Here is a 12,631-nt window from a genome sequence, read left to right as displayed (position 1 = left end):
CCGCTGTCGGTGGCCGTGGCTAGCGTCACCGCCCGTGGACCTCGACGGACACTTCGACGGACACTTCGACGAACGCTTCGAGCGGCTCGACCCGACGCGGTGGACCTCGTCGTACCTGCCGGCGTGGAGCTCGCGCGCCGCGGCCGCTGCGGCGTACGACATCGGGCCGGGTGGGCTGCGCCTGTCGATCCCGCCCGGCCACCCGCGCTGGTGCCCGGACACGCACGAGACGCCGCTGCGGGTCTCGGGCATCCACAGCGCGAACCGGTCCGGGCCGGTCGGGTCGACCGATGCGCCCCAGCCGTTCGCCGCGGGCCTGCGCGTGCGTGAGGAGCAGCCCACGATGGTCGGCTTCGCCCCGCACTTCGGGGTCGTCGAGGTGACCTGCCGGGCCCACGTGACCGGCCGCTCGATGTTCTCCGCGTGGATGGTCGGCCTCGAGGACCGACCTGAGCGCTCCGGGGAGATCTGCCTGGTCGAGGTGTTCGGCAACAGCATCGGCGACGACGGCACGGTCGCGCTGGGGCAGGGCATCCACCCGTTCCGCGACCCGGGCCTGGTCGACGACTTCACCGCCGAGCGGCGCTCGCTCGACGTGGCGCAGTGGCACCGCTACGCCGTGCGCTGGTCGCGCGGCGCCGTCGAGCTCAGCGTCGACGGCCAGGTCACCCGCACCTGCTCCCAGGCGCCGGACTACCCGATGATGCTGATCCTCGCCGTGTTCGACTTCCCCGACGAGGGCGGTGACCCCGCCGACGTGCCGGTGCTCGAGGTGAGCCGGGTCGTCGGCTCGCCCCTCACCTGACCCTGCGGGGACGGGGCCGGCGCCGACTCAGGCGAGCCCGAGCAGCTCCGCGGAGCGCTCGCGCATCTCCACCTTGCGGATCTTGCCGGTGACCGTCATCGGGAACTCCTCGACCACCATCACGTAGCGCGGGATCTTGTAGTGCGCGAGCCTGCCGGTGGCGAACTCGCGCACCTTGTCGGCGTCGAGCGGGTCGGCGCCGGCGCGCATCCGGATCCAGGCGCACAGCTCCTCGCCGTACTTCTGGTCCGGGACGCCGACCACCTGCACGTCCTCGACGTCGGGGTGGGTGTAGAGGAACTCCTCGATCTCGCGGGGGTAGATGTTCTCCCCGCCGCGGATGACCATGTCCTTGATCCGGCCGACGATGTTGCAGTAGCCGTCCTCGCGCATCACCGCGAGGTCGCCGGTGTGCATCCAGCCGTCGGCGTCGATCGCCTCGGCGGTCCTGGCCTCGTCGTCCCAGTAGCCGAGCATCACCGAGTAGCCGCGGGTGCAGAACTCGCCGGGCTCGCCGCGCGGCACGGTCTCGCCGGTGGCGGGGTCGACGATCTTGATCTCCACGTGCGGGGCGGCGCGCCCGATGGTGGCGGTTCGACGGTCCAGGTCGTCGTCCGCGCGGGTCTGGCAGCTCACCGGGCTGGTCTCGGTCATGCCGTAGGCGATGCCGACCTCGGCCATGTGCATGTCGTTGATGCACCGCTTCATCACCTCGACCGGGCAGATGGAGCCGGCCATGATCCCGGTGCGCAGCGTCGACAGGTCGTGCTCGGCGAAGTCGGGGGCGTTCTGCATCGCGATGAACATCGTCGGGACGCCGTACACCGCCGAGCACTTCTCCTCGGCGACGGTGCGCAGGGTGACCGACGGGTCGAAGCCGGGGCCGGGGATGACCATGGTGGCGCCGTGCGTGACGCAGCCCAGGTTGGCCATCACCATGCCGAAGCAGTGGTAGAAGGGCACCGGGATGCACAGCCGGTCCTGCTCGGTGAAGCCGAGCAGCTCGGTCACGAAGAAGCCGTTGTTGAGGATGTTGCGGTGGCTGAGCGTGGCGCCCTTGGGGAAACCGGTGGTGCCGCTCGTGTACTGGATGTTGATCGGGTCGTCGGGCCGCAGCGCCCGCTGCCGCTCGGTGAGGGTGTCGGCCGGCAGGTCGGCGCCGGCGGCGACGAGCGCCTGCCAGTCGTCGGTGTCGACGTAGACGGTGCGCTCCAGGCCGGGCACCTCGCCGGCGGCGACGACCTCGTCGACCATTGCCTTGTAGTCGGACGTCTTGAACGCCGTGGCGGCGAGCAGCAGCCGCAGGCCGGACTGGTTGACGGCGTAGGCGAGCTCGTGGGTGCGGTACGACGGGTTGACGTTCACCAGCACCGCGCCGGCCTTGGCGGCGGCCAGCTGCACGATCGTCCACTCGGCGCAGTTGGGCGCCCACATGCCCACCCGGTCGCCCTGCGCGATGCCGAGCCCGATCAGGCCGCGGGCGACCTCGTCGACCGCGTGGTCGAGCTCGCGCCAGGTCCACCGTCGCCCGCTGGCGACCTCGACCAGCGCCTCCCGGTCCGGCCACTGCGCGACCGTGCGCTCGAGGTTGGCGCCGATGGTCTCGTCCAGCAGCGGCGTCGTGGTCTCTCCGGCGGCGTAGGACAGCTCCGTCATGGCCCCATCGTGCCCCGCAGGTGAGCGGGGTCACACCCCCCGAAAGGGGGTGCGGGAGGCGGGCCGGGAATCACCGCCTGGGCGGCGATTCCCGAGGTTGGTGGCCGCTGCAGCGGTCAACAACCTCGGGAAGCGGCCACTAAGCAGGACCCTCAGAGGTCGAAGAGGGACTCCGCGGCGTTGATGTCGACGTCGCGACGGGGCTCGTGCGCCTCGCCGGAGTACGACGCCGGCGCGCTCGCCTGGGCCGGGGCTGCCGGGGCGGGGTCGGCCGGGGCCGGCTCCTCCTCCGCAACAGGCTCCTCCGCCGCAGGCTCCCCGGTGGTCGCCTCGGCGGGCGCCTCCGCGGGCTCCTCGACGGCCGGCTCGGGCTCGGGCGCCGGAGCAGCCTCCGCGGCCGGGGCGGGCTCGGCAGCCGGGGCGGCCGGACGCGCCACCGTGGCGGCCTCGGGCGCCTCGATGTCGAAGAGCGAGCTGACGGCGTTGATGTCGACGTCGGTCTTCGGCGTGCTGGCGGCACCGGTCGAGGACGCCGCCCGCGCGGGAGCCCCCGGCTCCTCGGCCGGGGCAGCCGGCGCGGTCGGCTCGACCGGCTCGGCGGCGGGCGACTCACCGACGACCGCGGCCTCCTCGGCACGCGCGTCGGCCTCCACCGGCTGCGCCTCGGGGGTCGGCGCCGGGGCGGGGGCCTCGGCGGCCTTGGCGGCCGGGGCGGCCGGCTCCGGGGCCTCGATGTCGAAGAGCGAGCCGCCGGCGTTGAGGTCGACGGTCGGGGCCTGCGGCGCAGCGGCCGCGACACCACCCTCGGCCTCGGCCTGGACGACCTTCTCCTCGGTCGGCTTCGGAGCCGAGGCCAGGTCCTCGGCGGGCGTGCTCGCCTCCGGGGCGGACGGCTGGGACGTGGCGGCCTTCGGCGCCTCCTCGGCGGGGGCGATGTCGAAGAGCGACCCACCCGAGCCCAGGTCGGCGACCGGCTCGGCCTTCGCGGCCGGCTTCTCCTCGGCCTTCGGCTCCTCCTTGGCAGCCGGCGCAGCCGGGGCAGCCGGGGCCGGGGTGTCGAAGAGCGAGCCGCCCTCGTCGAAGAGCGAACCGCCGGACTTCTCGGCAGCCTGCTCAGCGGGCTGCTGGGCGGGCGTGGCCGGCTCCGCCTTGGCCTCGGCCGGGGCCTCGTCGAACAGCGAGCCGGCGTCGTCGAAGAGCGAGCCGCCGCCGGCGGGCTCGGCCTTCTTCTCCGCCGGGGCGGCCGGCGCGGGCGAGTCGAACATCGAGCCCGGGTCGTCGAACATCGACGAGCCGCCCGACGCCTTCGCAGCGGGGCCGACGTCCTCGGTGTCGGCGACGGTGTCCTCGGTCAGCGTGACGTCGCCGGCCTCGGGCTCGGCCTTGGTCTCGACGGACTGCTTCGCCTCGGCGGGCGCGGCGGCACCCTTCGGCTGCAGCGGCGCACCCTCGCCCGGCTTGAGCTTGGTGGCCTGCTCGCCCTTGACGGAGGCGAGCAGCATCTGCGCGACGTCGAGGACCTCGACCTCCTCGCGGGCCTCGCCGTCGGCCTGCATCTTGGTCAGGCCGTCGGAGAGCATGACGCGGCAGAACGGGCAGCCGACGGCGACCTGGTCGGCGCCGGTCCCGACCGCCTCGGCGGTGCGGTTGAGGTTGATCCGCTCGCCGACCTTCTCCTCCATCCACATGCGGGCACCACCGGCGCCGCAGCAGAAGGACCGCTCGGAGTTGCGCTCCATCTCGGCGAACTCGGCGCCGGGGAGGATCTGCAGCAGGTCGCGCGGCGGCGTGTAGACCTGGTTGTGGCGACCCAGGAAGCACGGGTCGTGGTAGGTGATCCTGCGGGCGTGCGCGCCCTCGCCCTGCGCCACCGGCGTCAGCTTGCCCTCGCGCACGAGGCGGTTGAGCAGCTGGGTGTGGTGGATGACCTCGAGCTCGAGACCGAGCTGGCGGTACTCGTTCTTGAGGGTGTTCATGCAGTGCGGGCAGGTGGAGACGACCTTCTTGGCCTTCGCCTCGGTCAGCACCTCGATGTTCTGCTGGGCCAGGCCCTGGAACACGAACTCGTTGCCGGCGCGGCGGGCGGAGTCACCGGTGCAGGTCTCGCCGTTGCCCAGGACGCCGAAGGAGACGCCGGCCAGGTCGAGCAGCTCGGCGACCGCGCGGGTCGTCTTCTTGGCACGGTCCTCGTAGGCACCGGCGCAGCCGACCCAGAACAGCCAGTCGACGGACTCGAGGTCCTCGATGGTGTCGCCGACGACCTTGACCTCGAAGGGCAGGTCCTTCGCCCAGTCGAGGCGGGCCGTGGCCGACATGTTCCACGGGTTGCCCTTGTTCTCGAGGCCCTTGAAGAGGCCGTTGAGCTCGGAGGGGAAGTTCGACTCGACGAGCACCTGGTAGCGGCGCATGTCGATGAAGTGGTCGACGTGCTCGATGTCGACCGGGCACTGCTGGACGCAGGCACCGCAGTTGGTGCAGGCCCACAGGGCGTCCTCGTCGACGACGAAGTCGCCGCCCTCGGGCATGTAGAACCAGTCGTCGACGCCCTCGGACTGCTCGTGCTCGGACTTGCCGACCAGGGCACGCGGCTCGGCGCCACCGGCGGCGGCGTACGCCTCCTCGCGCATCGCCATCATCATCAGCTTCGGCGACAGCGGCTTCTCGGTGTTCCACGCAGGGCACTGCGACTGGCAGCGACCGCACTCGGTGCAGGTCGTGAAGTCGAGGATGTCCTTCCAGGAGAAGTCCCAGATGGACCCGGCGCCGAGGGTGGCCTCCTCGTCGAGGTCGTCGATGTCGTCAAGGGTGATCGGCTTGCCACCCGACGTGAGCGGCTTGACCGCGCCGAGCGCCGTACGACCGCTGTCCTCGCGCTTGAACCAGATGTTGAACCAGGCGGTGAAGCGGTGCCAGGCCACGCCCATGGTGAGGTTCGTCGAGATGACGATGAGCCAGATCATCGCGGAGGTGATCTTCACCATCGCGATGAAGTAGATGATGTTCTCCAGCGTCCCGATCGACTCCTCGCCGGTCGGGAAGAGGTTGCCGAAGAACTGCGAGACCGGGAAGTGGAAGCCGTCGGCGTGCTCGGCGGCCTCGCCGCCGTGGGCCTTGGCGAGGTTGTACTCCGCACCGCGGATGAACAGGATCGCGGAGCTCTCGAGGAGCACCATCGCCTCGACGAAGTAGGCCTGCCACATGGTCGAGCCGAAGAAGCGGCTGCGTCGGCCGATGGCCGAGGGGCGGTGCGTGAGGCGGTAGATGATCAGCGGGATGATCGCGATCGTGCCGAGCAGGCCGAGGAGCTCGGCGACCCACTCGTAGATGAAGAACTTGCCGAGGACCGGGATCGTCCACTCGGGGTCGAACAGCTGCGGGAAGGCCGCTGCGACGGCGGTGGAGAGCGCGATGAACGCCGCGAACGCGAACCAGTGCAGGATGCCGACCCAGGTCCACTGCAGCATGCGCGTGTGGAGCACGGTCTCCTTGAGCATGGTGACCGTGCGGCCGACCGGGTTGCCGGAGCGGCCGGGCGCCGGCTGGCCCTTGCGGATGACGCCCAGCATCGTCGCGACGGCGCGTGCCGTGAGGGCGATGGCGACCACCGAGATGGCCAGCGAAACCACGATCGCAACGGTCTGCATCAGCGACTCTCCACTCGTCTGGATCAGGACACGCAGGGTGCGCGGGCCGAGCCTATTGCCATGCACGGAAGAGGCATACCGAAGGCAAGCCTTACCATTGCGACAGCGACAGCCACGGCCGAGCGGATACTACCCGTTGGTAACTTCGCGGGGATGTGACGCTGACCTCAACCCCGGCCGCCGGCCGACCGCCCACGGACCGTCAGCGGACGACCAGCGGACCGTCCGCGGACGATCAGCGGACCCGCAGGCCGGTCACCTTCCCCGCCTTCGAGAAGGTGACGACGACCGGCACCTTCGCCCGGGTCGCGGTCTTCGCGCAGAACGCGTACGACGTGCCGAGCCGCTTGTAGGGCTGGCCGACCTTGCGCAGCACGGCCTTCGTGGTCATGCCGCGGTGGATCGCCGCCCGGACCACGGCAACGCGCTTGCGCAGGCCGGGGTTGCGGCACGAGTCGGGGCGCACGCCGTACGCGCGCTCCCACATCTGCAGGTAGGCCTCCGCGCCACGGGCCATGTCGTCGACGATCCGTGTCCCGTCGCCCTTGCGCTGGGCGTCGGCGACCTTGCGCAGGTCCTCGACCCAGTCGGGGTAGAGGCCGTACTGGGCGACGCCGTCGACGTTGATGTCCCAGGTCCGCTTCCCGGCGCGCTGCTTGTCGATCCGCACCCCGCCGAGGCCGGTGAAGGGGTAGGTGACCGGGTTGGCGACGTCGGCGCCGCGCGGGTTGCCCTGCGCGCCGAGGCCGTTGATGTCGGCGCCGAAGCCGAACCCGAAGTAGTAGCGGGGGTCGGCCCAGCCCAGGTGGCGGCGCCACTTCTCGACGAAGCCGGTGGAGTCGCCGGCGTACGGCGTGATGAACCCGCCCGCGCCGTAGATCCGCGGGTAGGTGTCCGGCGTGGACCAGGAGTGGCTGGAGATCACGCCCGGGTAGCGCAGGTCCTCGATGACGTCCATCGACGCCGAGCGCGCCTTGACCGAGAGGTGGTCGGGGTCGAACACCATCTGCCGCTTCGCCAGGCCCTTGATGGTGTGCACGCCGAGCTCGGTGAGGCCGCGCTTGTTGCAGTGCGCCGGCGGGCCGTAGAGCGGGGTGGCCGGCAGCAGCCCGAGCACCTTGCCGATCGCACCGAAGAGCGCGTCCTGCTGCCCCGCGTCGATGTCCGGCAGCAGCGAGGGCTGCGGGTTGTCCGCGGACTCGCCGTCGGCGGGCTCGCAGTGCTCCATCGCCCAGAACGACCCGGTCTCGAGGAAGTTGGCGGTGTTGACGACCGGCCCGATCACGCCGGCGTCGCCCGCGACGCCGGCGAGCGCGTTGTCGAACTTGTTGACGAGCTCCATCTGGCGCACGCCGAGCCGGTGCATCTCGTCGAGGTTGGCGTCGATCTCCGCCTTGGTGCAGGCAGGGAGGTCCTTGCCGAGCAGCTTGGTGTAGGTGCAGCCGAACGGGATGGACGTCTCGATGCCCATCACCACGGCCATCTTGCCGCGGTTGATGACGCGCCGGGCCTCGAAGGGGTTCTTCACGATCCGGTAGAAGCCCTTGCCCGGACCGCCGAACTGGGCGTCGATGTAGTCCTGCATCTTCAGCATGTCGGCGGCCTGCAGGCGGATCGAGTCCATGTCGTCGCAGGAGTTCCGCTTGATCGGGTAGAGCTGGCAGAGCTTGTTGTTCTCGACGAGCAGGTTGACGAACAGCCGCTGGCCGCCGCGCCAGGCCCGCTCGAGCCAGCGGTAGTAGGTGCCCTCGTGGGTCAGCGACTCCGGCGCCGGCCAGTCCTTGAAGGTCGGCCAGCCGGTCGGGTCGTGCGACGCCTCGCCGGACAGCACCGACTCCAGCAGCGCACCCTTGCCCTGGGTGAGCGTGTGGTCGGGGCAGTCGACCAGGGCGTACGGCGCGCCGTACGCGTGCCAGGGCCGGCCGCAGTGGATGCTCCCGCCGAGGAACTCGAAGGCCATCCCGTGCGTGTGCGCGTCGACGAAGCCGCGCACCTCCTGGTAGGTCGTCTCGCCGGCGTAGGGGTTGCCGGTGATGTTGATGGCCGCCTCCGGGTACGACGGGCAGCCGCTTGCCGTGCGCAGGCGGAAGGTGGTGCCGGCTCCCGGCGCCAGCGCTCCGGCCTTGACGGTGAGCGCCCTGCCGGCGCCGACGTCGAGGCGGAACCCGGTGCCGTCCTTGCGGGCGGTCCAGTCGGCGTTCGGGCCGGGCTTCGCAGCGGGCTTCACCTGGCCGTTGACCACGGCGAGCTCGCCGTCGCGCGTGTGCAGCAGGTAGCCGCCGAGCCGGGTGGCCTTGAAGTAGTAGGGCCCGAACGTCGTGCCTGCTGCCGTCAGGGTGTAGCAGCCGCCGGCCATCGCGTAGCGGGTCGCCGGGACGGCGGTGCGCCTCGGGTAGGCGCGGACCCGGACCAGGCGCGGGTCGGGCAGCGCACGCTCGCGCTCGACGTAGGCCTCCGCCTTGCGCCGGTCGGCGGCGCTGGTCGGGTCGAGCGCCGCGACCTCGTCGACGGCCAGGCCACGGGCGACGTCGTTCTTCGTCGCCGGGTCGTTGTGGTCGTGCGGCGCGAGCAGGCTGTCGTCGTGCGGCACGCCGCGCTCGGACTTCTCCTGCTCCGCCGCGGCAGCCAGGCTCGTCGCGCCGCCGCGGGGCGCGTCCGAGGGTGCCGTCGCAGGGACCAGCGCCGCGACGCCGACCACCGCCAGCGCCGTGGCCGCGGCCAGTCCGATCCGTCGTGCTGCCGCCTCGCGCGGTGCGTCCACGCCAACCTCCCCATGCCGAGCAGTGACCCCGGTCACTTCAACGACCGAGCGACCGGAGAGTAACACCTGAATGTGACACGTGTTCAGGTTCGTCTCGACAGGCATGATGTGCCCACCCCCGGAGAAGGAACGTCCCATGACCACCACCCGCCGCCTCCGCGCCGGCGCCACCGCCCTCCTCCTGTGCGCCGGCACGGCGCTCGCTGCCTGCGGGTCCGGGGGTGACGCGGACGCGGACCCCACCCCGACGCTGCGCACCCCGCCGACGCCGGACGTCCCGAGCAGCACGCCCACCGGCTCCGGGAAGTACGCCGACGCGTTCAGCGCCACGCGCGAGGACTCGGTCTACCCCGAGATCGGCGACCCGCTCGTCGACGCGTTGCACTACGACCTCGGCCTCGAGTGGGACCCGAGCCGCGACGTGCTCACCGGCACCCAGGTGCTGACCTTCCGCGCCACCGCGGACTCCCCCACCATCCCGCTCGACTTCAACGAGCAGCTCGCCATCAGCGAGCTCACCGTCGACGGCACGCCCGCCGGGCACGCGGTCGAGGGCACCCGGCTCACCGTCGAGCACCCCGTCGAGGCGGACGGCCAGTACGAGCTGGCGCTGACCTACTCCGGGACGCCGCGGACCGCCCCGGCCCCGAGCGAGCGCCAGGACTTCGCGCAGGGCGTCGGGTGGAGCATCACGCCCGAGCACGAGACCTGGACGCTCCAGGAGCCCTACGGCGCGTTCACCTGGTACGCCGTCAACGACCAGCCGGCCGACAAGGCGTTCTACGACTTCACCCTCACCTCACCGGCACCGCTGCAGGGCGTGGCCAACGGCGAGCTCCGCAAGAGCACGAAGGACGGCGGCCGCACCACGAACGCGTGGCACCTCGCGGAGCCCGCGTCGTCGTACCTCGTCACCGTGGCGTTCGGCGACTACCAGCGCACCGACCTCGAGTCGGCGAGCGGCGTGCCGATCCAGATCTGGACCGACGCCGACGAGGAGCCGCTGCCGGGCGGGCTCGGCACCACCCCGGACGCGGTGGACTGGCTCGAGGACCTGCTCGGGCCCTACCCGTTCGACACCCTCGGCATCGTGGTCGTCGACGGCAGCAGCGGCATGGAGACCCAGACCATGATCACGCTCGGCAACAACGACTACAGCCTCTCGCCAGCCGTCGTGGTGCACGAGGTCGCGCACCACTGGTACGGCAACACCGTCAGCCCCGCCGACTGGTCGGACGTGTGGATGAACGAGGGCATGGCGATGTACCTGCAGGGGATGTGGGAGGCCGAGCAGGAGGGCGTCCACATCGGCCAGAAGATGGACGACTGGGCGATGTTCGAGGCGCGCCTGCGCGAGGACGCCGGCCCGCCGGGGGCGTTCGACCCGACGAAGTTCGGCAACAGCAACATCTACTACGGTCCGGCGCTGATGTGGCACGAGCTGCGCGAGGACGTCGGCGACGAGGTCTTCTTCGACCTGGTCCGCGAGTGGCCGGCCTCGCAGGAGAACGGCAACGCCGACCGCACCGAGTACCTCGCCTGGATCGAGGACACCCTGGACGAGGAGCTGTCGGACTTCTTCGACGCGTGGCTGCTCGGCGAGCAGCAGCCGCCGCGGGACTGAGCACCCCGGCACCGGGGACACCGAAGGGGCGGACCCGGTCCGGGTCCGCCCGCGGCGTCTGGCCGGTCGACGTCAGTCGATCAGGCCCTCCTCGACGATCGAGGCGAAGTCGATCTTCTTCGGCAGCTCACCCGCCTCGAAGAACGCGTCTGCCAGCGCCTGCTCGGCGGCGATGGTCTCCGGGGTCACCGGCCCGAAGGCGGCGGCCTTGTTCTTCGCCACCACGCGGGTGATGTCCGGCGAGAGGCCCGACTCGGCGGCCCAGCCGTCGCCCCAGGCGTCGGAGTTGTCGAGCGCCCACACCCACGCCTCCTGCAGCAGACCGACGAAGTACTTGATGTTCTCGCGGGTCTCCTCGTCCTCCAGCGCCCTGGTGGAGGCGATCTCGAACTGCACGCCCTGCTCGTCGGGGTGGCCGCCGGCGATCTCCACGGCGTCGTTCTGCTCGATCGCCTGGGTCACGAACGGGTCCCAGACCACCCAGGCGTCGACCTCGCCGGAGGTGAACGCGGCCAGGCCGTCGGCCGGCGCCAGGTAGTTGGGCTCGATGTCGGCCAGGCTGAGGCCGTTGCGCTCGAGCGCCTGCAGCAGCAGGCCGTGGGCCGAGGTGCCCTTGCCGACCGCGACCTTCTTGCCCAACAGGTCCTTGACGTCGTCGATCGACGAGCCCTTCGGCACGAGGATGGAGTTCTCCTGCTGGTCCTGCTCCTGGACCTGCGCGACGATCTTGAAGTTCGCGTCGGCGGCGGCGCCGAAGATCGGCGGGGCGGAGCCGACCCAGGCGACGTCGATCTGGTCCGCCGAGGCGGCCTCCACGATCGGCGGGCCGGCGGTGAACTCGGCCCACTCGATCTCGTAGGGCAGGTCCTCGAGCAGTCCGGCCTCGTCGAGCACGGCGCGCACGCCGTCCTTCTGGACACCGACGCGCAGCACCGGCTTGTCGCTGCCCTCGTCGTCGGAGCCGCAGGCGCTGAGCGCGGTGAGGGCGGCGAGGGCGGCGATCGTGCCGGCGGCCGTGCGGCGCAGGCGGGACTTTCTGGTGTGCAGCATCGACTCTTCGTCTTCCTTCGGTTTCTCGGGGGTGGTGGAGGTGGGCGAAGCAGGTCAGGCCGGCGCCTCGTCCACGCCGAGCAGCCCCAGCAGGGCGACCCGGCGGCGGACGATCTCGGGGTGGTCGCGCCGGCGCGGGCGTGCGAGGTCGAGGCGCTCGTCGTGCACCAGGCGGCCGGCGTCCATCACCAGCACGCGGTCAGCGAGCAGCAGCGCCTCCTCGACGTCGTGGGTCACCATCAGCACGGCCGGCCGGTGGGTGGCGACCAGGTCGCTGACCAGCGCCTGCGCGGAGATCCGGGTCAGCGCGTCGAGGGCGCTGAACGGCTCGTCGAGCAGCAGCAGGTCGGGCTCGCGGACCAGGGCCCGGGCGAGCGCCACGCGCTGGCGCTGGCCGCCGGAGAGCTGGCGCGGCCACGCCCGCTCGCGACCGGCCAGGCCGACCTCGGCCAGCACCTCGGTGGCGCGGCCCCGGGCGTCGGCGCCGCGCAGGCCGAGCGCGACGTTGTCGAGCACGCGGCGCCACGGGAACAGCCGCGGGTCCTGGAAGACGACGGCCGGCTCGCGGCCACCCGACACGGCCCCCTCGGCGCCGGTGTCCAGGCCCGCGAGGATCCGCAGCAGCGTCGACTTCCCGCAACCCGAACGGCCGAGCAGCGCGACGAACTCGCCGGTGCGGATCTCCAGGTCGATGCCGTCGAGCACGACATGGCCGTCGAAGACGCGTCGTACGTCGACCGCGGAGGCGACCACGTCGCCGAAGCCCGCGGTCGGCTCGGCCGGCGGGGCGGGCTTCGGGAGCCCGTCGGTGCCGTGCGTGGTGCTCACTGGACTACCTTCCTCGTGTCGGCGGTCCTGGACGGGCCGCTGATGCACCCCAGGTGCCGTCGGGTCACTGCCCTGCTCGCTCGACCCCTTGAGGTCCACGATGAGTTCTGCAGGGCCCGGCGGTCACCCGGGACGCCGTGATCGTCGACAGGGCTGTGCGCCAAGGCCGACCGGATGGCTGGCTGGGAGCGCCGATCAGTGAGCTGACAGACAGATGCGTCCCGGCACCAAGACGAGGGTGCCTCCCCACTGGGTCTAGCAGC

7 protein-coding genes are annotated in these 12,631 nt (G+C 71.7%); 2 read left to right on the top strand and 5 right to left on the bottom strand.

From position 1 onward, the window contains the following. The first annotated feature begins 34 nt into the window (after positions 1 to 34). The gene (locus NOCJ54_RS24805; RefSeq protein ID WP_036517403.1) at positions 35 to 805 is read left to right on the top strand and encodes a glycoside hydrolase family 16 protein; all 771 of its coding nucleotides are present in this window, start codon (positions 35 to 37) and stop codon (positions 803 to 805) included. Between the two features lie 27 nt (positions 806 to 832). Here the strand turns inward: NOCJ54_RS24805 and NOCJ54_RS0109095 are convergent, their stop codons facing one another. The 3 genes from NOCJ54_RS0109095 to NOCJ54_RS24795 all read right to left on the bottom strand — a co-directional run bounded on the left by NOCJ54_RS0109095 (position 833) and on the right by NOCJ54_RS24795 (position 8,866). Continuing rightward, positions 833 to 2,461 (bottom strand): AMP-binding protein, encoded by a 1,629-nt coding sequence (locus tag NOCJ54_RS0109095; protein ID WP_028655250.1) that lies wholly within the window; start codon positions 2,459 to 2,461, stop codon positions 833 to 835. A gap of 152 nt (positions 2,462 to 2,613) precedes the next feature. Then, on the bottom strand, positions 2,614 to 6,105 hold the full coding sequence (locus tag NOCJ54_RS24800) for a (Fe-S)-binding protein (RefSeq protein ID WP_036517401.1): 3,492 nt from the start codon (positions 6,103 to 6,105) through the stop codon (positions 2,614 to 2,616). Positions 6,106 to 6,340: 235 nt separating this feature from the next. After that, the gene (locus NOCJ54_RS24795; protein WP_051485654.1) at positions 6,341 to 8,866 is read right to left on the bottom strand and encodes a hypothetical protein; all 2,526 of its coding nucleotides are present in this window, start codon (positions 8,864 to 8,866) and stop codon (positions 6,341 to 6,343) included. A 136-nt stretch (positions 8,867 to 9,002) separates the two neighbouring features. Here NOCJ54_RS24795 and NOCJ54_RS24790 point away from each other — a divergent pair, with 136 nt between their 5' ends. Beyond that, entirely contained in the window at positions 9,003 to 10,490 is a 1,488-nt protein-coding gene (locus NOCJ54_RS24790; RefSeq protein ID WP_051485653.1) for a M1 family metallopeptidase, read from the top strand. 72 nt (positions 10,491 to 10,562) lie between these two features. On the opposite strand, the gene NOCJ54_RS0109075 is transcribed toward NOCJ54_RS24790, so the two are convergent. Further along, entirely contained in the window at positions 10,563 to 11,540 is a 978-nt protein-coding gene (locus NOCJ54_RS0109075; RefSeq protein ID WP_036517399.1) for an ABC transporter substrate-binding protein, read from the bottom strand. A gap of 54 nt (positions 11,541 to 11,594) precedes the next feature. Further along, positions 11,595 to 12,368 (bottom strand): ABC transporter ATP-binding protein, encoded by a 774-nt coding sequence (locus tag NOCJ54_RS0109070; protein ID WP_084255005.1) that lies wholly within the window; start codon positions 12,366 to 12,368, stop codon positions 11,595 to 11,597. Positions 12,369 to 12,631 lie beyond the last annotated feature (263 nt).

Source organism: Nocardioides sp. J54 (genome assembly GCF_000519005.1).
GTDB lineage: Bacteria > Actinomycetota > Actinomycetes > Propionibacteriales > Nocardioidaceae > Nocardioides.
The sequence above is the reverse complement of the archived record's forward strand: the minus strand, read 5'-3'. Positions and strand labels throughout refer to the sequence as shown.

Bases quoted from the DNA above. Each gene is read 5' to 3' on its own strand.
- NOCJ54_RS24790 (WP_051485653.1), top strand. From the start codon at position 9,003: ATGACCACCACCCGCCGCCTCCGCGCCGGCGCCACCGCCCTCCTCCTG.
- NOCJ54_RS24800 (WP_036517401.1), bottom strand. From the start codon at position 6,105: ATGCAGACCGTTGCGATCGTGGTTTCGCTGGCCATCTCGGTGGTCGCC.
- NOCJ54_RS0109095 (WP_028655250.1), bottom strand. From the start codon at position 2,461: ATGACGGAGCTGTCCTACGCCGCCGGAGAGACCACGACGCCGCTGCTG.
- NOCJ54_RS0109075 (WP_036517399.1), bottom strand. From the start codon at position 11,540: ATGCTGCACACCAGAAAGTCCCGCCTGCGCCGCACGGCCGCCGGCACG.